This is a genomic window from Paraburkholderia xenovorans LB400 (assembly GCF_000013645.1).
In the GTDB taxonomy this organism is placed as follows: Bacteria; Pseudomonadota; Gammaproteobacteria; order Burkholderiales; family Burkholderiaceae; genus Paraburkholderia; species Paraburkholderia xenovorans.
The window spans coordinates 2,907,669-2,929,716 of record NC_007951.1; the positions used below are offsets into that span (position 1 = coordinate 2,907,669).

A 22,048-nucleotide genomic window follows, 5' to 3' on the forward strand; every position below is an offset into this window, starting at 1 on the left:
GACCGCTGCATCAGAACGTATAGGCTGCACCTACGCCGCCGAACAGCGACGTGCTGTGCTCGACAACCGGACTCTCCGCTGCATCGCCAAGCAGATGGTCCACCCGGAGTGTGCCATTGACCGACCACTTCCGGCTCAAGAGATGCACCCACGTCGCCGACGTGCTGATGTCCTTGAATCCCGCCGACGGCGAAAAGACCGGCAGACCCGCGGCGCTGCTCGCCGCCTGCACAGGCGATACGCCGAAGAAAGTCTGCATCGAACCCCTGTTGGCCCACACAGCGCCATTGCCAACGGTCAGTCTGTCGCGCGCGCCCAATTTGAACGTGTATTTTGTTTCCAGCGTCAGCGTAGCGCCGTAACCGGCGTGCAACGACTGGAGTAACTTGAGCGACGCATCGAAAGCGCCCGGATGCCAGTCCAGAAACGCACCGAATCCGGCCGTGGTATGGATGTCGCCGAGGCCGTTCAGCCGGTCGCCGTCGCTCTGGTCGCGGCCAAACTGGGTCGACAGGATCAGGCCGGTCTTCAGATTACCGCCCAATGGAAAGGCAACGCCGCCTTCGAGTCCATCGAGAAAGAAAATGCCGCGCGATGCGGACAGAATCGGAAACGGTTCGAGGTGATAGGTGCTACTGCCTTCATAGCGCGGCGCGGCAGCAACGCCGATGCCGATCGTCGTCGGGGCGGCGGCTTGTGCTTCTGTGCTGGCGAGGCTCAATGCGCCGACGCCGGTCGTGAATGCAATCGAGCAGCACAGTACTCCCAGCGCCGGCCAGTATTGATGAACACGCGCGATCGATGCGCGTCGCCCTGCCCCGGCTTGCCCGAACTCCAAAGCCCTTGTCTTGCAGTGATGCGCCAACGTGATTCTCCTGGTCGTTTCCTTGATCGGCTTGCAGGCCCGTTCGCAACGACGCGCCTGGACTCAAACATCCGGGCGTATCGTACGTAACGGCAACCGGTCTGGAATCGGCCGAAGGGATCGATTCAGGTCATCCGAAAGTATGAGCCTGCATTCCCCCTATGCCGTGGCCCTTGCGCATGATCATGTCCCTGCGAATCAGAAGAAATGGCGGAGACCAAGCATCGCGCCCGTCTGGTTCGTACCGGCAACGGCGTCGTTCCGCCACCGCCCGTGCATACGCTGTACGCGACATGGGCACTGTCGTGAGGTAGCCTACCTGCACGTATAGGGCTGACGCCTTCGACAGCAGGTACATGGCCCGCGTCGTGACGAGCGTGGCACGCGTGTCGTGCTCCGGGTTCGCGATGCGATACAACTGCGTCGCCCATACGATGTCAGGCGCAATGTTCCATGACGTACCGGCGAACCAGAGTCTGGTGCGCACCGTTGAAGGAAGCGCTTTCGAGAAATTCACGGTGCGCGAGATCCAGCCGGTCGACAACGTCAGGGTCGAGACCTTCAGATAGCCGCTCAGCAGAAGGTGCCGGTCCGTATCAGTACCGGCGCTCAGGGGTTCCGGTGCGATCCCGTCGGAGAGGTTCGCCGAGGCACCTGGTCCGCCATGCCGCTCGTCGTACGCGACGATCGCGCCAAAGCGCGGGCCAGTGTATTTTGCAATGGCAGACCATTGCTTGCATTGCGTGAACCACGCCGCGGTCTGCCCTGCACAGGTGCCCTGTCCCGGCGTATGCGCCGTGCCGGTCGAATCACTGCCAAACGAATAGGTACCGTTGAGGAAAAAGAAAGCTGGCGCTGGCTGGAGAATGTGCGTCAGTCGAGCGAGGTTCTCGACGACCCGGTGCGCGGTGTTCACATTGGTGATCGGGAAAGCGACATAGAACCGGGCGCAGTGCGAGCTTGATGGGCGGATAAGCCGCCACCGACTCCATCTGTTGCACCATCAGCCGGATTTCCGGTGGCGACAAGGCGTGATCCTTCGGCGCGAAGGTGGCGTTCGAGGCTGCTTCTACGCTGTTAGCGGGGTTATCTACCTTTTCACCGTGGGCGATGGCATAGACGTAGACCTGCTTCACGATGTCCCGAATCTGCACCGCCGTAGCAGGTGCTCCGCGCTCCTTGACCTTGTTGCACAAGGCCCGCAGGTCTTCGGGCTGGATTTCGGTCAGCAGGCGATTCTGGAAAACCGGCAGGATGTCCCGGTCGATGATGTGCTTGCGCATGGCGCGGGTGCTGTCGGCCAATCTTGCATTGGCCAACCATGTCTCCATCGCCGTGCCGAAGGTCTTGATGGCGACCACCCGGCGTTTCTCGCGTTGCTTTTCGAGCGCGGGTGATATGCCCTTGAGGACGGTTTTCCGCGCGTCCAGAATAGCTCGCGCGCCATGGCCAGAGAGAAATACCGTCAGAGCCATAGCGCCCGAGGGTCGGCGTTTCCCGGCGTCCGTTGAAACGGTAATCGTAGCGGAAGGTGACAGTACCGCTGGGTGATACCGTCACGTACATCTCGTCCCGGTCAGAAGCCTTATAAATCTTGGACTTGGGCTTGAGATTGCGTAGTGCAGCGTCAGTGAGCATCGAGGTTTCCTCCGGTATTTTGACGGTTTTACCGTCAGGTTTTACCGTCAGGGACCAGGAGACCTGTTGATGCCCGGAAAGCCGCATAAAACAAGCTTTCCCGAGAAGCCTTTTACCGTCAAAGACGGTAAAAGTCTGAATAGTGAACGGGAGGGTCTTGATTCGGCCTCGATTCTTACCGTCAGCTTTACCGTCAACCTGTTTTGCTGGCCGGCGATAGCCACCGATAGCTGTCGTAACGCATTTCTTTCCAAATCAATACGTTAAGAGCGCTTTTCGATAGCTGGCGATAGTCCTCGAAGGACGTAAATTCACTCCCACTCGATTGTCAATCGCATGGCGGGAGCCCTGTGGCGACGGCGTTTCCGCCTAGCCACGTGGCGTCGATACCGTCAGCGATACCGGAAATTCCAGTCGGCAGTTGTCAGCTCTGAGGAGACTGTATCGGAGAATCAACTTGAGCCTCCGCTGAAAGATCGCAACCCCCAGGAGATCGAGGACGACTTCTGCGGGAATACCGTCTTCGATACCGTCAGGCACGTTCCAATGCGGTCCGGGCAGAGCTTGCAGAAGCATGCTACGCATTCAATGGCGGCAAGCATCTCCGCTACGAAGCGATCTCTCTCGAATCAATGCAGCCGCCGCGGTCTAAAGTGATAGTGTTAAATTCTTGCGCCGACACGCTCAATCTCCACTATATTCCGGCTCCACCTCGCCGACGTCGATCTCATACTGGCCGGGAGCTATTTCGACGCCTACATCCCACTTGGCCGGGTCCACTTCGGTCTCAGCACCACCAACGGTCAAAAAAGCTTTCACTTCGATGTTCGTCTTGCGTCGGACTGTTTGCGTATCAAGCTCCATCTCTTCCCGATCGATCGCATCCCAAACATAGAACGTCACATCGATCTGCACCTCCACTGTCAACGACGCCGTCAATTCGACAACCCATACAGACTTATCCTCCTCAAGATTCCAGACCTTCGTGCGATCGGATTGCAACACATGGCTGATGACATCCGCTTCGCAGGTTGCCGCTTCAACGCGAGGTACTACGCCACTGTACACATTCTCGACATTCCATGACGACTCATGGATGTGCGTCCTGAATCCGTCAAGAAGCGCGGCCCGCACGAACGAATTCTCGTCCTCTACCGCGGAAGCTATTCGGTCAGCGAGTGTCTTCGCGTGCTCGCCGGTGGCCTCGAAAAGCGCGATCAATGCGTCAAGTGACTTAACGCAATACAGATACTCCGACTTCCCTGCAAACTCGCTCCATCCCTCGTCTCGCGAAGCGACAACCCCTCTCGTCCCATGGTCACGAGCGTAGTCCTCAAGCAGCAGTAAGGACATTGCGTCCGGGAATTCGGCCTTCTTGTCCTTCCGCGCACCAAACGGAGGCAGCCCCGCGAAATATCGTTCAAAAATTCTGGGCATCATGTCACCGCCGCCAATCGGCAGTACCTCGCCACGGCATCGTTCTGCATAGCTGTCGACGCGCTCACGGAACACCGCCTCTGCGCTGCTCACGACCGACAGCGCTTCGAACAATTTATCAATCTGATCCATGTCGATGCCGACAGAACGTTTGAGCGTGTCGGAGCCCTTCCTGAACTCTCCCATAGCCTGCGTCACCGATTTCATAAGGTGGCTAACAATTTCTCTGGCCGTGACTTCGGTCAACAGAAGCTGCATCGTTTTGGGGAACACCTGAGGCAGTTGGTTAAGCACACCTGCGTCGAAACTGTACCCGGCACTTTGTATCAGGTCGGTATCGAGGGAAAAAAACGAGATTTCACCGCTCCAAAGCTGAGCCGCGGTCGGACGATCTTGAGGCATGTGTTTGATTTGGTGGATGGTCGATGTCTGAATGATACCGACCCGGGTTACGACTTCACTAACGGCACGTCGTCCATCCAGCGGTTCGCACTGACGCGGCGAGATTCCCTCCTCCGTCACCGCGGCCGATCGTCAGCGTTTTAGCCCTTGACCCGACTCAATGTCAGCTTTTCTTGGAATTATATTGACATTGTCAGAATCGTCTCGTACATTACTGACATTGGAGGGCGCTATGTCTGACGGACCATTCAGAAATGCCGCGTTAAGTAGCCGCTGGAAGGTATACGGCCAGAAATTGGTCAGCGATGCCACGAATGCTGAAGAGCGCATGGCGCAGGCCTGCCACAGCATGATTGGCGACGTTGACATGAAGGTCTTCCAACCGCTTTTAGGCGAACTCCATGCGCATGCCCGACGTCCCCAAATGGACCTGGACCCCGTGGCATCGATTGAGACGATCTTTGACAGCCATCCAATACTGCCTCTGGCCGATTTTCTGCGCAGGCATTTGGTCGCCAATCTCAGGGATCAAATCTCTCCAGAGAAAGCACTTGACCGAGCACTGGAAAGCACGACCAAAGAGTGGATTGGCACCACCAAGAACCGCCTCGACGAACAATGCATCCGCGCCCGCGACCTTGGAGACATGAAACTTGAGGATTATCGCAAAGGGCTTGAACGAAACCACGAGACGTTTTCCTCCATCAAGGTCGAGGAACTCTGCGCTGCTTTGGCCTCAGGCAATAAGCGCGCATTTAGTGAGGCGCTTCAGAAAAAACTCGGCGTAGATGAGGGCCCCGAAGAATGAGCACTATTCCCAAAAAGCCGGCTAGATCTGACAAGCGCCTCGTTGTTCTCGAGAATGGGCAGAAGCGGGGCCGCGCTGTCCCTAAAGACGCTGTGATCGCCGAAGTTGGCCAGCATATTTGCTTTAATGCATCAGCTCTGGACAGCTTCGACGTCGAGGGCTGCAAACCAATTCACTTCAATATGCTGGTTCTCTGCGCCGCAGTTGAGTTCGCTGATCGCTATTGGAAACGTCCGATGGGCTGGCGCCGCATCTTGCATGTGACCCTTCCGGTTGCCGATCCAAGGAATTGGCAAAAATCTGAGGTTCTGCAGAGCCTCCATGATGTCCTCAACCACCTGACCGGCGACACTTGGCAGTTTACCTTTGTCCAGGCGAAGGCCCCTTCGCCTATTGGCACGCGGCAGTTGCCTCTGGACTTCGGCAAAACCAAGACCTTTGCCGTTGCCTACAGCAATGGTTTGGACTCGCGTGCCGTGTCTGCTTTGAGCGGCGACGAGGGCGAGGCCCTTTGTATCCGGGTTGCTGGAAATCGCCAACCCCGCAAGGACGGCGATAGTTACTTCACTCACATCCCATTCAATATCAGTGGATACCGCGGCAATGAGAGTAGCTTCCGTTCGCGCGGCTTTCAATTTGCAGCAGTAACAGCGATTGCCGCACAACTCTCAAACGTGACGCGAATTGTGGTTCCAGAGAGCGGCCAAGGCGCGCTTGGACCGGTGCTGCTTCCGCTCTACGGCGTTTACGCCGACTATCGCAACTATCCAACTTTCTTCCGGAAGATGGAACGGTTCATCAAGGCTCTGCAAGGCTATCAGGTAAGGTTTGAGCAGCCGCGCCTGTGGTTCACGAAAGGCCAAACATTAAGCGCATTTTTGCGCATACCCGGAAAGTCCGGAGAGCATCTTAAGAGTACTCGGTCCTGTTGGCAAACACGCCGCGTCGTAAATGTCGGCAGCAGGAAGCAGTGCGGGCTGTGTGCGGCCTGCTTACTGAGACGCTTGAGTCTGCATGCCGCTGGCGTCAGCGAGGCGCCTGACACCTATGTTGTATCCGACCTCGCTGCTTCTAATGTGGATGACGCTTTGTCGGTCATTCCTCAAAAAGCTGATCGGGACATCATGGTCGAATATGGAAGCGTCGGTATGCGTCATCTGCAGCACCTCGCGGACATGGCCGATCTATCTGATGACGTTCTACGCGCGTACGCCTCGCAAATTGCGGCCGCGACCGAGAACACCTACGAGGAAACGTTGAAAAAACTGAAGTTGATGTTGGCATCGCATGCCAAGGAATGGCGAGCATTTCTGTCCGCTCAAGGGCAACAGAGCTTCCTGAACAACTGGATGGATGGAGGACGCTATGGCTGATTTGAATGAGCTGACCGCACAGGAAATAGGACGCCGCCTGCGAATAGCGCGAGAGAACGCTGCCATTCGACAAGAGGATGCGGCCCAGATCATCGGCGTTTCCCGACCCACGCTCGTATCCATCGAGAAGGGCGTACGCCGCGTGCGTATTCAGGAAATCCAGTTACTCGGCCGCCACTACGGCGTATCGGTGAACGCCCTGCTCCGCCGGGAAGCCGTCCACGTCGACTTAGTGCCTCGCTTTCGCAAATTGCGTGAGACAGAGGACGCGCAAACCGCTGAAGCCATTCGGCTATTCAACGACTTGATTAAGGCGGATGTAGAAATGGAGAACATACTCGGCATCCAGCGCCGACGAAATTACCCACCGGAGCGCGGCCTCAATGAGGGCGACGTCACGGCACTCGCCGAAAAGCATGCAAAGGAATTGCGCGACTGGCTTGGTCTTGGCCCGGGACCGATCGCCGACATTTTTTCGGTAATCGAGCTGGATCTCGGCATACGCTTGTATCAACGTCGCCTTGCTTCCAACTCGAAGATTGCGGGCCTCTTTAGCTACGATGAAAACATTGGTGCCTGCATTCTTCTCAACGCTAGCCATCCACTACCCCGGCGCATCCAGTCCGCGGCGCATGAGCTCGGTCACTTCTATGGCACGCGTCAGACTCCGGAGGTGCTCGAAGAAGATGAGAAATTTCTGTCACGCGACGAACGCTACGCCAATGCTTTTGGTCGTGCCTTCCTGACGCCGGCCGAAAGTTTCTCGGAAAGCTTCGGCCAATTGAAGCAAATTACCGGCAAGACGACCCGGCGTCTAATAATTCTCCTGGCCCAACAGTACAACATATCGCGGCAGGCGTGCTGCCTCCGGCTCGAGGAATTAGGACTTGCCAAGAAAGGTACCTGGGTCTGGTTCGAAAACAATGGCGGCATCACCGATGAGCACGCTCGGGAGGTTCTCGGCGAAATGACTGAACGCCGAGATCCTGCGAAAAGCGATGCCGACCGCCCCATCTCCCACCGCCTGAGCCTGATGGCACATGCTGCCTGGAAACGCGAATTGATGTCGGAAGGACAATTGGCGGAGCTACTGAAGCTAGGCCGAGTGGAGGTACGCGGCATTATCGATCAAATCGAGCTTGAGGAAAGGGATACGGATGAACTGCTCAAGCTCCCGGATTGATATCGTGAACCAATGGGTTCTCGACACCAGCGTACTAATTAACCTTCACGCGTGCAAATATGGTGAACGAATCCTCTCGGCAATCCCGAACGACATTCTCGTTCCAGAAATTGTCGCAGGAGAACTGGAACATGAGAGAAGCCGTAAAAATGGCGAGTACAGCTTTCTGCGAGCGCTTGTGGCAGATCGAATCGTTACGGTCGTCAGCCTGACCGATGCCGAGTATCCAATGTTTCACGAACTTACATCGACATCTCCGTCGCTGGACGATGGTGAGGCCGCGACGATTGCGATCGCCGCCTCCAGACAACTTCGGCCGGTTATTGATGAACGAAGGGGGCGAACACGCGCCAGCACACTGCTGCCAGCGTTAGTGCCGCACTGGTCGCTAGACCTCCTTCGGCATCCGACGGTCATCGCCACACTTGGTCTCCAACATGCTGTAGACGCGCTATATCACGCCCTACGCGACGGTCGCATGCGGATTCCCTCGGAAAGTGCGGATGACGTTATCGCACTCATAGGCGTGGAGCGGTCGCGCGACTGCACGTGCCTCCCTGGGTACCGCGAACGATTTTTTGACAGTCAGAACCATAAAGATGGTGACTTCACCGCGTTGACGGCGCGCTAAAAATGACTATCACGTCAGCTTTTCACCCACGTCGATCGGCCTTTACAAGCGCATACGGCGGGCAGGCCGATGTCGAGATGGGCGAGCGGAAAGCAAGGTGATTATCTTCGCGCTCAGGCCGTTGAAAGACGCCTCAGGAAGTACGCCGCGCACGCCTTCTCGGAGTCTTTGCTATTCCGTCCCTATGGTAGGATGAATTTGTCCGAAGAATTGATTTTATCCCCAATGTCGCTCGATACACTCACCGAAACTACCGAAGCCAGTCCGTCCGTTGAGCATCGCTCTCCTAGCAGGCTGTTGAAATAGCTTCCGCCATGGTCATCGGACCGGGAGCGGTAAACGTTGAAACAAGGAAGCGGACAACACTGAGACCGAAGCGATGCGCGGAGCGGACGGCTACACCGAGACGATGTTTACGATGGCAAGGCTGGATGACTTCGTGCCGGCCAATCACCCGCTGCGCCCGATTCGCATTTGGCTGAACGACGCACTCAAGCGCATGGACCCGGTGTTCGCTCGGATGTACGAGAGCGACGCGAAGGGTGGCCGCCCGAGCATCGCCCCGGAGAAATTGATTCGCGCGTTGCTGTTGCAGGTGCTGTATTCGATTCGAAGCGAACGCATGCTGATGGAGCAAATCTCCTACAACATGCTGTTTCGCTGGTTCGTCGGCCTTTCGATGGACGATGCGGTGTGGGACCACTCGACCTTCAGCAAGAACCGTGACCGGCTGCTCGAGCACGACGTCATCGTTGAACTGTTCAACGAGACGGTTGAGTCGGCGCATGCGCGCGGTTATCTGTCGGGCGAGCATTTCAGCGTGGACGGCACGCTGATTCAGGCGTGGGCCGGGCACAAGAGCTTCGTGAGCAAGAACAAGTCGGATGACGATGCGCCGCCTGATGGCGGTGCGCGTGAGCGCGAGAACTGGCACGGTGAGAAGCGTAGCAACGAGACCCACGAATCGAGCACGGACAGCCAGGCGAAGCTGTTTCGCAAGAGCCGGCGCACTGGTGCGCTGCTTTGCTACATCGGGCACCTGCTGACGGATAACCGGCATGGTCTGGTGGTGAACGCGCAAGTGACGCAGGCCAGCGGTACGGCCGAACGCGACGCTGCGGCTCAAATGCTCGCGGACGCGGCGCAAGTTGCCAGCGCCCCCATTACTGTGGGGGCGGACAGGAATTACGACACGGCGGGCTTCGTGGCGAGTTGCCGCGCCAATCGTGTGACGCCGCACGTGGCGCAAAACGACGGCCGCGCGGGTGGCTCGGCGATTGACGCTCGGACGACACGCTGGGCTGGCTACGCCATCAGCCAGCGCAAGCGCAAATGCATTGAGCAGGTCTTCGGCTGGGGTAAGACAGTCGGCCGGATTCGTCAGGCGATGTATCGCGGCCGCGAGCGGGTCGAGCAGTTGTTCTTGCTGACACAGGCGGCCTACAACCTCACACGCATGCGTACGCTCGCGAACAGAACGGAGTAGAAGTGCAAATCGGCGAGGAGACGGCATTGGTTCCACCTGAATTAAGGGCGCTCGCTATCAAATCGACACGAACCAAACCGACGCGATGGTTCTTTAGAAAGACATCCCTTGCGTCAGTGAAGTGTATTTCAACAGCCTGCTAGTGGGGCAATCGTCGTGCGACCGGTCTCCGGAAATGTCAGACCTAGTGAGGATCTCCGCGCGATACAGGGGAGAGTCGTGGTTTGGTGGTTTGGCGGCGTAGTTCAGAACCGCCGCGATGAAAGCGTGCCCAAAGTCGCAGTGTTCCTCCGCACGCTCGACAAGGACAATGTACCCCGAGCATGGCAGCAAATTAACGTGGCGTTGACCCACTTGGGCATTCTGCGCGTTGGGACGGTTTGGCAAAATGGAGTTCGTATTGGCAACGTTGAACAAGAAGATCTGCGTGCCGAGATCGAGTTTAATCCCGGGGAATGGAGTTTTACCTCGCCTGATGAGTGTTCGTATAAAGGTGAACCGAGCCCCCTGTCCAGTTCCGACTACCCGCTCCGGTATCAACGCGACAGGAATTGGTTGATGAGCTTCCGCTTGCCCAACGGCAGCAACCTTCTGGTCCCATGCATCGAGTTTTTGACCAGATGCTATGGCCGCTCCCAGGAAGTGCCTCGCATACTTACAACATATCGTTGGGAAGAAGCTGCGGACCGCTTTTTCGCTCCATTCGACCCGACAGCGGTCGAGCCAGGGTACTGGCCGATCAGATTACGCAAGCGTCTGCACAACGGCGACACGGTATTCCTCGCCCATGCATTGCACGACGATTTCGCGCGCAACGCAGCAAAGAGCATCTTCACCCAGATCAGGACTGCATTCAAACGCGGCGACTCGTACGCTTTCCCCAAAGTTGGCCCCTGGTTCTCGGGCACGGCAACAATCAAGGTCCGTGGCCATTGGATAAACAATGGCCAGACGTTTTTGGCTCTTCGCGTCGACGGCTTGACAGAGCCAAGCGGCATTCCACTACAGCGCGATAGGGAAAATTCGAACAAAGCGGAAAATCCGGCGACAGGCAGCGGCGTCGGAGAAGCGTGGAAAGGAGCACCGGGCCGTCACATCGTTCGCCCTCCAGAGATCGTGGACCTCACTGATGCTGATGCCCCGCAGTTCGGAGCCGCGTCGACCGACGTGGTCGAAGACGACTTCGAAGTATTGGGAGAAAAGCGGGTAGTTAAGGATTATCGCCGCTACCAAGCGGAAACATCCGCGGGGAAACGCAGCGATGGCGGCAATCCAGACTCGTTCTCAAGTGGAGAAGTCCGCGGTACCGGGACTGACACCGGCCATGCTTCCATTCACGCGCATGTGGCAATGGAATCCGAGGGTACACTACGTGACATATGGACGGCTCTCCGAAAACTACCAACGTCACATCCCGATCAGGTTCGCAGCGTTGAATGGTACACGCACGAGAACGGTTTCAGAAGCAGCGAGCCACCGCAACTCGTTGCGCTTACACCGTTTGACAAAGACGACAAGGACATTACAACAAGGAAGCGCAACTGGCTTTTCTTCGATGTCGAAAACCGCCTTCCTCGCGGCATACTTGTAGCGCGCGTTGTTAGCCCCAAAAAGGTAATTTATATCATTGAAATACAGAGGCGCCCGCGAATTGCGAAAGCAGATGATGGCACGGAAACTGATGCAGAAGAAAGTTTCCAAGGTCTGGTTTTCGAGCTTCACGATGAACTTACGTTTCTCGACTGGCTGAATCAATTGCTGTCGGAGATTAGGCATGTCATCGGTATCGTCAAAAAACTGACAGCTCTATGCCCTGGTAATGCTTTTTCGTTCAGGCACGTACGGTCCGGCGACAAGCATCCAGGTCAAGCTGCAGTGAGAAATGCTCTCGAGAAACTCGACATCAAAATCTGACAACAAGTCAATCCCCGCATTGCACAAATCAGCACAACATTGACCTGGCAAACTCCGACCACACTTTCGTGCCAAACAGAATGCAAAGGGTGCCGCACACGCCAGGCGACAGACACAGAAATCAACTTCACGCGAACTGCCGGAGCAGATAGAAACCTGAGCCCTCACCCCGTTAGATTGCGAATTGTTCGTTCTGTGCGCTACTGGATCGCACCCGGTCATCATCGTTCCCTGCGTGAACGCGCATGCCAGCCGGAAGCGGCAAGCATAGGCGATCGAGAGAAGCCGACCGGATAGCTCTCAATAACCGCCGTAATCCTGATGCCAGAGCTAGATGCGCTCCAAGTCCTCGAACTTTTTGTTTTTTGAGATCGATGACCTCAATCCAGATGCTCCACTCCCCGTATTACGGCCTCGGGAAATAGATTCTTCCCGACGATCGCGGTGCGGGCCGCCGTGACATCAGGGGCGAAAACCACGACTGCCAAATCCTTCACCGCTCGTGAGCAGCACACGTAAAAGAGGCGACGTGTTCGATCAAGTACGGATTCTTCATCTGAAGCAATCCTGGCTTCGTCGCTTTCCGAGAGCGGGACGTACCCAAAATACTTTCCATAGGAATATTGCCGGAAGCCAGCTTCATCATCGTCAATCACGACCAGAACACGCTCAAACTGCGCACCTTTCACACCATGATGGGTCGCGAACGGTGATTCCTCGGTGAAGTAGCGCCGGTAAGCCCAGAGTTCGTCGACACCGCACGCCAGGTACGCCTGAACGTTCTCGAATCCGCTGCTGCCGTCGTCTACCGGCTCGGCAACCAGATGCACGCCAAAGCGATCGTCGAGGCGCAACAGTTCGCTATCGCGCACAAGTGTCAAGACGTCTCGCACGGTCGCCTGCGATCCTTCCGCCAATAACGCCACAAGCCCGTCGAGCGCTTGTTGCAGCGCTCTAAGAACAGGTGCCGTCGCCTGTCCTCGAAGCCGCTCGGGCTCGAGTTTCGGGCTTTCGCTGCGCAAGACCGACATCACGGTGAACTGATCCCCCGCTCGCGCCGCGACGACAAGCGGGAGTATGTGCTGGGCAACCGGGCGGAGGGGCCAGGCTGTTCCATCGGTCAAACCCTCACTCAAGCTCATTGGGGCTCGGTCATTGAGCGCGGCATACAGATTGGGAAAGCCGAGCCGGGTGGCGGCCATGCGGTGCACCAGCACAAGCAGGCGCACATCGCCCTCCCGCATATCGCTTAGCCAGAGATCATCCCCGGTTTCGACCGCCAACCACCGCCGAACAGCGGCGAGGTGCGCGCTCCGTTCACCGTCCGCCGGGAGGACGAACAGATTAGAGGAGCCAGCGACGGGTTGCTGGATGCCATCAACGGTCACTGTCCGACCACGCACCTGCTCTAGGCGGTCGCCACCGGCGCGGATCGCATTGATGACCCCAAGTACTGATGTCGGGCAGCGGAAGTTCTCGGGTTTTGTGACCTCCGCCCAGCCGTCGTTCAACGGCACAGCGCCTGCTCCGCTCATATAGATCTTCTGCATGGGGTCACCGAAGAAACCAACGCAAAGATCAGGATGGTCCCCCGCGATTTGTCGTAGCGCCTCCACCACCTCCGGATTGGTGTCCTGGCTTTCATCGACGAAGATGTAGGGAAAGCGTTTAGCAACAAGAAGTCTCAGCAGTGGATGCGAAGCGACACACGCTGGAGCAAGCTTAAGGATATCGTCGTGGCCGAGAATGCCCTCGGCGTAACTGCTGCCATTGCCGTAGACGAACTTCCCGACTCCACCGATTGCATCCAACTCGGCCTCCAGATCAGCAATCTCCTGTGCAAGACGCGCCTTCGTTCTCTCCTGCGTCCGGGGCCTGTCGTAATGTTCGCGTCGCTCCGCGATCTTCTCCTCGATACGGGTAGCGACCCAGGTCGCGATATCGATATGAAACGGCCGGATGATCGACCACAAGAAACTGTGGATCGTCGAAATGTGGAATAGCGGCGAGACGCCAACGTCGGCCACAATTTCACCGACAGCGACTTCGGTATATGTGATGCAGGCAATTTGCTGCCCCGCCCGACGCAGAGCGGGACCGCGTGTCTCGGCCAGATGCGCGATAGCCTTGACCAGCGAGGTCGTCTTCCCCGACCCTGCGCCGGCGACCATGACGAACGAGCGCGGCGGCATCCGATCGAGACACGCCCGAACGTCCAGGTCGGCTTGCGTGTTGGGACTGCCAATGCGGCTCGTCACGCAACCACCCCATCGCCAGCGACAACCACCCCGTTCGCCAGCTCAAGACCGCCTTCTTCTTGCTGCTCGCCGTCTTCACCATCGTCTAGCGACAGCGGCGCGATCTCGGTCTCCAGCCAGCACAGGCCCTCGGCGATATAGGCCGGGACCGTCCAATTACCCGGATCCTCGGCGAGCAAGGCGAGCGCGAAGTCGGTCTTGCTGAAGCTCTTTGCCTGCACCCGCTTGTGGATACGCTCCGCAAGCGTAACCAGGTCCTTTTCGCCAGCCTTAGCGATGCGGAGCTGAAGCGGCTTGCGGTCTTTGTGTTGGCACCATTCCAGATTTTCGAGCGCGAATGCTTCCTCTAGCGTACGACCGGCGAGCGCCAAGGTTTCTCCGCCCCAGGTCACATCAGTCCGGCACTGATAGGCAACCCGTACCAAAGCGTCATTGTCGTTCGCCCGTGCCTGAATCTTCTGCTCAGCCGACGCAGCCCACAGGGCGGCGATCGTCGCACATTTCGGTAGCCATTGGACCAACGTCTGATTGGATGTCGCTGCGCCGGGTTGGCCGGCGACGCACGCCTTACCGGGCTTCTCCGCCGCCGCAGGCGCATCCTCATCTTCATCGTCCGTGTCTTCGACGTCAGCGTCCGGAGCCACCGCATTCTCAGCAGGCGGCGCCACGTGTGCTGGCTGAACATGGGCAGCGTCCTCGCCGTCCTGCGCCAGTGGACCAAACACGCTGTCAAGGTCGGTGATAATAAGCGTCGTGAGGCCGAGAAACTCGATCAGCGTCTTGAATCGGAAGCCGAACGCCCCGCCGATCTCTAGGACGGTGAGATAGGTCGATTGCAGTCGCGGCGCGGCATTGGCGATCATCTGCGGCAACAGCAGCCGTTCAACATTGCCTTCGACCAGCACGGCGCCGTCGGCAAAAAAGAGATCGCAGTGCGCAAGCTTCAAATAGCGCTCAAGAAAGCTCCGAATGTCCGGGTCAGTGCTGTCGTAGAAGAGCGATAGGTTGAGGACATCCGAGGTCGGTACATTCTGCAAACGGCTCCGACGAAAATAGCGAATCGGCCGGAAGCCTCGTTCGTAAAGAATGTGAGTCGAGTGGGTCGTGACGACGACTTGGCTCGTATAGTGCGTGCGGTCCTCGTCCTTAAGCGCGAGGATATCCATCACTTTCCGGATGAAGGCCTGTTGAAGCTGGGCGTGAAGGTGCGCCTCGGGCTCCTCGACAAAAATCAGGTGGACCGGCGGACGGCTCCCCTCGATCGCCAGCCACTGGGCGTGAAGATCGAGCAGTTCGACAACCATGAAAATGAGGTTCTTGAAGCCCAAGCCGTTATAGTGGTCGGGCAAAGTGGGCGGGTCGGGATTCCCGTCATCCCCACCCAGTGCATAGTGGACGATCGCACCATCGCGCCCGTTCATGATCTTGACCGGGTCGAGCGCCGAGCGGATCATCATGCGCGGGTTTGAAAGACCCGGATAACCTAGCTTCGACAAGCTCTTAAGCGTCGGCTCGAACACCCGCTCAAGATGCTCATTGAGCGAGACCTCTGACGCTGCCAGGGCACGCAACGCCTCGATATCTTCGCCTTTCTGTTCGAGGTTGCGTCCATAGAAGCGACTGAGCACGTGGGAGAGATCCTCGGCGCGCGAGCCACCAGGGCCGTCCGAGAGATGGCGTTGCGCGTTCAAGAAGTCGATATGAAGAAGACCGTTCAAGATCTCACGCCCACTCCGGTCGCGACCGGTTAGCGGGGCCGGGGCATAGCCATCCTCTGGGATCATATTCGCGCTGAAACGTGCAGGATCCAGTACGAAATGACATAGCTCATATTCGTCGTGCAGCCTGTCGCGGAGGAACTCCCGCAGGTTACGTGGCGATGGGTCAAAGACTGGCGCTCCGTCTTCATTCTTTGCGACTGCATCGAGCGCGCGCTGACGCACTTCCGCATAGCGCGCCCGCGTCTCCGCAGGATTTCTGGGCGCGTAGGCGACACGCATCCCCACCAGCGTGCCCTCCCAAGCCAGGCTGGGCAGAAGATCGATGACACGGTGAACATCGTCCGGGCCGATTTCGAGCCAGATGTCGATTTCGATCTGAGGCAAGGACGATTCGCCTACGCCTTCGCCTTCGTCCTCACCGAACGCGACGATGTCGGGCCAAAGCTCGGCGCTGAAGTCGTGGATGTTGAAACGACCGCCTCCGGTGAACAACTGGAGGGCGTGCCCAACTGATGTCTTGCCGCTGTTGTTCGCGCCGACGAAAATCGAGATGTCGGATGCAAGATCGATCACGACGTTGCGTAGCCGCCTGAAATTGCGGACGACCAGCTTTTTCAAATGCATCCCCATCCCCCGGTTATTGGACCACCCGCGTGCTCAAAAGGCCAGCTTTCTTAAGCAGCTTACTACACCGTTTCTCTGGAAGCGATGACCTTGACCGGCCGCTAGTCGCCGCAAAAGTGAATGGACAGTTCTTCCGATTACGCGATCGTCCACGGATTTCGCTCAACGTTCCGCGATTGGGCCGGCGGGAACACGTCACACACCGCGAAACGGTCTCGGCTGCCCTGTCTCACAAATTGCCCGACAAAGCCGAAGCGTCATACGTTCGCTGCGAGCTATTCCGATATAAATGCGATTGATGGAAAATTGGGCAGACTATTGTGGCAAAAGTCCGTGCTGACCAGCCCGGAATTGTCTGCCGCGCAAAGGTGCGGACCACCGAACCGCCCTCCAGGGGATTTCCCGTCCTTCACGGCAGACAGCCTTGGGGCACCAGTTATCAGACACTATTTATAATAGGCACCGGCTTATGCTGACATCCAGCTGTCAGCCAGGGATTTAGGGATTTCAGAGGGGCAGGCGGCCAACCCTCCGGGGGAAGGGAAAGTATGGATACCATCCGCACCATCGATATGATGTTGATCGATGATCTGTTCGACATGGGCGGCGGCTACGTCCTGAACTTTACTGATCGCACCTTCGCTCAGTTTTTCGCGAGCGAACTGGGTGTCAATATCGACGACCCACGCTACGCGCAGGGAGGGAACTCAAAGGCAAAGCGCCTTCGCTACTTCCTCCAGAATGTCGACAAACCAACCGCTATCCGGACACTCGATGCGCTCTGGCAGTATCGAGAGGCTCTTCGCGCCCGCACCAAAGAGCCGGAAAAACTTGAAGACGCTGGAAGAAAGCTACGCTCGCTCATCAATCGGTTGGAGGGACGCCCGGACAACACTCCCCCAACTCCGCCAGCCAGCCCTGCCTTCGACAAGGCAAAGATTGCCCAGATCAAGGGCAACCTGCTAAGCATTACGTCTCTGGAACCGCATGCACGCGGTTACGCATTCGAAAAATTCCTCCGGGATCTGTTCGACGCCTATGGATTGGCGCCCCAAGATCCGTTCCGCCTTCGGGGCGAACAGATCGATGGCAGCTTCCAGTTTGGCAACGAGACGTATCTGGTCGAGGCGAAATGGCACGGAAAGCCGATAGGTGTCGGCGAACTTCATGTCTTCCATGGGAAGATCGAGCAGAAGGCCGCCTGGACCCGTAGCCTGTTTGTAAGCAATAGCGGCTTCACTGAGGAGGGCCTCGCTGCCTTTGGCCGAGGCAAACGCGTGATTTGCATGGATGGCTACGATCTGTATGAAATGCTCAACCGCGAAATTTCGCTTGACGAGGTTCTAACCCGCAAGGTCCGTGGCGCGGCAGAAACCGGTGCGCCCTTCCTGCGCGTACGCGACCTCTTTCCAAACTGAGCCTGAAAGGCGGCAAACATGGTTCAGTTCAACGATTGGTGCGATTCTGCCGACACTCCCATTGGGAATCACTATGTCCGGGTCATTACCAGCAGGCCGGCAGATGTTCCCACTGGTATCCAGTTGACCGCGTCCACCGTGCCTGGTCACTACGCGGCGGAAGAGCGCGTGTCCCGCGCACTGGCGCGCCTGGGGAAGGTCGAAGCTGCGAGGATGGTGACTGACCTGTTGCCCCAAACACCACAAATCAGGTCCGGCGATCTTGGCGAAATCTATGCGACGGAATGGATCAACTCCCAAAGCGGCTATCGCGCTCCGGTAAAGCGGCTTCGCTGGAAAGATCATCGTGAAATGGCGATGCGCGGTGACGACGTTATCGGCATGATCCTCGATCCCGAGACCCAACGTCTACGCTTCCTGAAAACCGAGGCCAAAAGCCGGAATAATCTGCGCGCACAGACCCTTACAGAGGCGCGGGCCGGACTTGACAAGGATGGCGGTCTTCCGTCCGCTCACGCCCTCTCTTTCATTTCTGCGAGACTGCTCGACCTCGCGGATCTTCCGTTAGCGGACGCAATCGACGACGCGCTCCTCCGACATGGAATTCCCGTCGATAACGTACGTCATCTGTTGTTCACTTTCTCCGGTAACGCACCACAGGCGCTGTTGGAGCAGTCGCTGCAGGCGTATCCCGGTCCAATCACCCAATGGGGCGTTGGCCTCCACGTCGATGGACACGCCGCTTTTATCGGTGCGGTCTACACACAAGTGATCGCCAATGGCAACCACCCCTGACGCAATCGGACAAGCCATCACCGAAGCCGCGGCCGCTGGGTTCCGCGGTCGATTGATCGCACGCGGCCAGGCGCGTGCAATGATCTGGCGGGATGGCATCCTGCCAGCTGACGCGCCGGCCTTTTCGCCCCAGCTCAGCTTCGACCTTCACAGCTACGGCTATGCCCTCCTCAACCTCGGCCTGCGCCTCCTGGAGATGGGCGGCGATCCGGGTCAGGCCCGTCTAGCTTTTGAACAGGCGGCGACCGCCCTCGAGGCCGTCATGGCGAAAGGCAACCGCCGAGAAGTGGATCGAGACTTTCACTTCGTCATGGCGGCCGCCAGCTACCATCTCGCCCACCTGTCGGCACGCGCGTATTCGTTGCTCGCCATCGTCGCTGCAGACGAGAATTTCTCGCCGGTCGAACGAGCTCTCGCACTACTCATGCGGCGAGATATCGCTACCCTCCGGGCTCATGTCTACGCCTTTCGTCTCGATGGTCAAGGTTCCGATGCTCGGATCGCTGGCCTTTTTCAGGAACGCCTTGGACAAGAAAATGTCGCTGGCGACCTTCAGCGCGATGGTCACGACTTCCTGTTCGAAGGCCTCGATCTCGCCCTAACAGACATCTTCTTCGGCGCGCTTGCTCAGTTCCTGCTCGCGCTGGAGCGCGGTGAGCGACAACTCGTCGAGCGTGCTATTGGTGCGTATTTCGGCGAAGCCGAACACTGATTTCGGTTGAAGTCGAACAGGGTTTCCGGAGGAAGGTGAACAGCCGTTTCGCTTGAAGTCGAACGGTTCTGGGGAATTCCGGAATCGGTGTTCGGCGCTCCGAAACGCGCGTTCATCTTCCCGAAATCGGTGTTCAGCCCGCCGAAACGGCTGTTCACTCCACCGAAATGCGTGTTCGGTGGACCGAAACGAAAGGCGCGGTTTCGGTTGGCGGTACTGCGGATGGCTCAATCGGCCGGCGGTTAAGGTGGCTCCTTTTGGGAGAAACCGACGATGCCGGCTCACCGGACGACCATGCGCAAAATAAAAGATGTGCTTCGCCTGAAATGGACCTGTAATCTGTCTCACCGGCAGGTGAGCGGCGCGCTCGGCGTCGGGCTCGGTACCATTACCCAATATTTGCAGCTCGCCGCTTCGGCCGGCCTGGACTGGGCGAAGATCGAGCCGCTGTCTGAAGCAGAGCTGGAGCAGTTGCTCGTCAACGGTGCTGCTCCGACGACGGCCGCAGGCAAACGCATAGAGCCAGACTGCGCCTGGATCCATCGGGAATTGCGCCGCAAAGGCGTGACGTTGCAGTTGCTGTGGGAAGAGTACGTCGCCGCGAATCCCGGCCAGCGGACCTTGCGCTACACGCAGTTCTGCCAGCGATACAAGGACTGGGCCCAGACGTTGAAGCGGTCGATGCCCCAGCAACATTACGCCGGCGAGAAGTTGTTCGCCGACTACGCCGGGCAAACGGTGCCGATTCTCGATCGCACCGGCGGCATTGCGTTCAAGGCACACATCTTCGTCGCAGTGCTCGGCGCATCGAATTACACGTATGCGTGCGCCACGCGCTCGGAAGCGACGCCCGACTGGATCGGCGGCCTCATTGACGCGATGGAGTTCTATGGCGGCGTGCCAAGGTTGCTTGTGCCCGACAACCCGAAGGCACTGATCTCGAACGCCGACCGCTACGAACCCACGCTCGGCCTGACCACGCAAGACTTCGTGAGCCATTACGATACCGCGATGCTGCCCGCGCGCCCGCGCAAGCCGAAGGATAAGGCGAAGGTCGAGGTAGGCGTACAGATCGTCGAACGCTGGATTCTCGCCCGCCTCCGGAATCACCGGTTCTACAGTCTGGCCGAACTGAACAAGGCGATCGCCGGGTTGATCAACGATCTGAATACGCGGCCCTTCAAGAAGCTCGAGGGCACTCGACGCGAGTGGTTCGAGCGGCTCGACAAACCGGCGCTGCGCCCGCTGCCGACGCGTCGCTACGAAATCGCCACCTTCCAGAAATGCCGCGTCAACATTGACTCGCACATCGAGGTCGACGGTCACTACTACAGCGCGCCTCACAGCCTTGTGCGTCAGGAAGTCCACGCGCGCGTGACGCGTTACGGTGTGGAAGTCTTGCACGGCGGCAAACGCGTCGCCACTCACGCTCGCAGTCGGCTCAAGGGGAAGTACACCACTGTGGCCGAGCATATGCCTGCGGCGTACCGTGCCCACCTGGAATGGACGCCGAGCCGGTTGCTGAACTGGGGCGCATCGATCGGCGTCAGCGCCGAGGCGATCGTCAGGCATTTGCTGACGAACCGTCCGCACCCGGAAATGGGATACCGCGCGTGCCTGGGTCTGCTGTCGCTCTCGCGCAAGTACGGCAAGGAGCGACTGGAGGCGGCGTGCCAGCGAGCACTCGTGATTGGCGCGCCGACCCAGCGGTCCGTGCGAACCATCCTGCAAACTGGCTCCGACAAGCAGCCGCTGCCACAAAGCGGGGCCATCGAATGGCAGTCGCCCCTGCACGAGAATGTGCGAGGGCCCAAGTATTACCACTGACCTTAGGAGGTCACGATGTTGATGCAGCAAACCCTCTCCCAGCTCAAGGCCCTCAAGCTGGACGGTATGGCTCGCGCGTTCGAGGAACAGGCGGCGCTGACGGCCAGCACGAGCCTGTCGTTCGATGAACGCTTCGGCATGGTCGTGGATCGTGAAATCGCCTGGCGCGATACGCGGCGGCTGGAGCGATTGCTCAAGTCTGCGAAGCTCAAGAATCCCCAGGCCTGCGTTGAGGACATCGAGTACCGGCAGAGCCGAGGCCTCGACAAAAGTGTCGTCGCTGCGCTCGCCAGCTGTGACTGGATCCGCAATGCACAGAACCTCATCCTGACAGGGCCAACTGGCGCCGGAAAAACATGGGTTGCCTGCGCCTTCGGCCAGCAGGCCTGCCGACAGGGATTCTCCGTGCTGTACGTGCGCGTCGCCCGGCTGTTCGAGGAATTGAAGATCGCCCACGGCGACGGCAGCTTCACACGTCGGCTTGCGCAGCTCGCAAAGATGGACGTCTTGTTGCTCGACGACTGGGGACTGCAGGACGTCGATCAGGGCGCGCGCAACGATCTGCTCGAAGTGCTCGACGATCGCGTTGGCACACGGTCCACGATCATCACCAGCCAACTGCCCCTTGAACACTGGCACGCCTGGCTGCAAGACCCGACGCTCGCCGACGCGATACTCGACCGCCTCGTTCATCAAGCTCACAAGCTTGCATTGAAGGGCGATTCGATGCGCAAGAAGAGCGCACCTGATCAAAAAGTAGCCTGATCTCGAACACTCGCAGTACAATCTAAGCACTACGCAGCACCTCCCTCCTGGCCTGTTCGACTTCACCGAAACGGGCGTTCAACTTCCCCGAAATACGCACTATTGGCATACTCCGGGAGAACCTGGGCATATGTGCGGAGCTTAATCTCCTACCGCAGTGGTGGTCACATCGCGTCGCGATCCATCTTCTA

16 protein-coding genes and 1 pseudogene are annotated in these 22,048 nt (G+C 58.2%); 11 read left to right on the top strand and 6 right to left on the bottom strand.

What is annotated here, in order from left to right:
• Positions 1 to 10: 10 nt before the first annotated feature.
• From BXE_RS12935 to BXE_RS12955, 4 genes and pseudogenes are all read right to left on the bottom strand, one after another.
• On the bottom strand, positions 11 to 865 hold the full coding sequence (locus BXE_RS12935; RefSeq protein ID WP_158340945.1) for a MipA/OmpV family protein: 855 nt from the start codon (positions 863 to 865) through the stop codon (positions 11 to 13).
• Between the two features lie 130 nt (positions 866 to 995).
• Entirely contained in the window at positions 996 to 1,781 is a 786-nt protein-coding gene (locus BXE_RS46530) for a hypothetical protein (protein WP_158340944.1), read from the bottom strand.
• Between the two features lie 22 nt (positions 1,782 to 1,803).
• Positions 1,804 to 2,503 (bottom strand): annotated as a pseudogene (locus BXE_RS12945) (tyrosine-type recombinase/integrase); the annotation flags it as partial.
• 684 nt (positions 2,504 to 3,187) lie between these two features.
• Positions 3,188 to 4,342 (bottom strand): PIN domain-containing protein, encoded by a 1,155-nt coding sequence (locus tag BXE_RS12955; protein ID WP_011488748.1) that lies wholly within the window; start codon positions 4,340 to 4,342, stop codon positions 3,188 to 3,190.
• A gap of 232 nt (positions 4,343 to 4,574) precedes the next feature.
• Here BXE_RS12955 and BXE_RS12960 point away from each other — a divergent pair, with 232 nt between their 5' ends.
• From BXE_RS12960 to BXE_RS12985, 6 genes are all read left to right on the top strand, one after another.
• The gene (locus BXE_RS12960; protein WP_038457787.1) at positions 4,575 to 5,150 is read left to right on the top strand and encodes a hypothetical protein; all 576 of its coding nucleotides are present in this window, start codon (positions 4,575 to 4,577) and stop codon (positions 5,148 to 5,150) included.
• A complete protein-coding gene (locus BXE_RS12965) occupies positions 5,147 to 6,523 on the top strand; it encodes a 7-cyano-7-deazaguanine synthase (protein ID WP_011488750.1) in 1,377 nt (458 codons plus the stop codon). The genes BXE_RS12960 and BXE_RS12965 overlap by 4 nt, the downstream gene beginning before the upstream one ends.
• Positions 6,516 to 7,706, top strand: coding sequence for an XRE family transcriptional regulator (locus tag BXE_RS12970; protein WP_011488751.1), 1,191 nt, complete (start codon positions 6,516 to 6,518; stop codon positions 7,704 to 7,706). Before BXE_RS12965 ends, BXE_RS12970 begins: the two co-directional genes overlap by 8 nt.
• 4 nt (positions 7,707 to 7,710) lie before the next feature.
• The gene (locus tag BXE_RS12975; RefSeq protein WP_011488752.1) at positions 7,711 to 8,337 is read left to right on the top strand and encodes a DNA-binding protein; all 627 of its coding nucleotides are present in this window, start codon (positions 7,711 to 7,713) and stop codon (positions 8,335 to 8,337) included.
• Between the two features lie 379 nt (positions 8,338 to 8,716).
• Entirely contained in the window at positions 8,717 to 9,823 is a 1,107-nt protein-coding gene (locus BXE_RS12980) for an IS5-like element ISBxe5 family transposase (RefSeq protein WP_011488753.1), read from the top strand.
• A 219-nt stretch (positions 9,824 to 10,042) separates the two neighbouring features.
• On the top strand, positions 10,043 to 11,737 hold the full coding sequence (locus tag BXE_RS12985; RefSeq protein ID WP_148222946.1) for a hypothetical protein: 1,695 nt from the start codon (positions 10,043 to 10,045) through the stop codon (positions 11,735 to 11,737).
• A gap of 380 nt (positions 11,738 to 12,117) precedes the next feature.
• Here BXE_RS12985 and BXE_RS12990 read toward each other — a convergent pair whose 3' ends face one another.
• On the bottom strand, positions 12,118 to 13,995 hold the full coding sequence (locus tag BXE_RS12990) for a UvrD-helicase domain-containing protein (protein WP_011488755.1): 1,878 nt from the start codon (positions 13,993 to 13,995) through the stop codon (positions 12,118 to 12,120).
• Positions 13,992 to 16,340 (bottom strand): ATP-dependent nuclease, encoded by a 2,349-nt coding sequence (locus BXE_RS12995; RefSeq protein WP_011488756.1) that lies wholly within the window; start codon positions 16,338 to 16,340, stop codon positions 13,992 to 13,994. The genes BXE_RS12990 and BXE_RS12995 overlap by 4 nt, the downstream gene beginning before the upstream one ends.
• A gap of 548 nt (positions 16,341 to 16,888) precedes the next feature.
• On the opposite strand from BXE_RS12995, the gene BXE_RS13000 reads away from it, so the two are divergent.
• The 5 genes from BXE_RS13000 to istB all read left to right on the top strand — a co-directional run bounded on the left by BXE_RS13000 (position 16,889) and on the right by istB (position 21,857).
• Positions 16,889 to 17,758: a restriction endonuclease gene (locus tag BXE_RS13000; protein ID WP_011488758.1), complete on the top strand. Its 870-nt coding sequence runs from the start codon at positions 16,889 to 16,891 to the stop codon at positions 17,756 to 17,758.
• Between the two features lie 18 nt (positions 17,759 to 17,776).
• Entirely contained in the window at positions 17,777 to 18,553 is a 777-nt protein-coding gene (locus BXE_RS13005; RefSeq protein WP_011488759.1) for a Hachiman antiphage defense system protein HamA, read from the top strand.
• Positions 18,537 to 19,265 carry a hypothetical protein gene (locus BXE_RS13010; protein WP_011488760.1) on the top strand — a complete coding sequence of 243 codons (729 nt, stop codon included), beginning with the start codon at positions 18,537 to 18,539 and terminating at the stop codon, positions 19,263 to 19,265. Before BXE_RS13005 ends, BXE_RS13010 begins: the two co-directional genes overlap by 17 nt.
• A gap of 273 nt (positions 19,266 to 19,538) precedes the next feature.
• Positions 19,539 to 21,092: an IS21 family transposase gene (gene istA / locus BXE_RS13015; RefSeq protein WP_011488761.1), complete on the top strand. Its 1,554-nt coding sequence runs from the start codon at positions 19,539 to 19,541 to the stop codon at positions 21,090 to 21,092.
• Between the two features lie 15 nt (positions 21,093 to 21,107).
• Positions 21,108 to 21,857, top strand: a complete 750-nt coding sequence (gene istB / locus BXE_RS13020) for an IS21-like element helper ATPase IstB (RefSeq protein WP_011488762.1) — start codon at positions 21,108 to 21,110, stop codon at positions 21,855 to 21,857.
• The last annotated feature ends 191 nt before the right edge of the window (positions 21,858 to 22,048 follow it).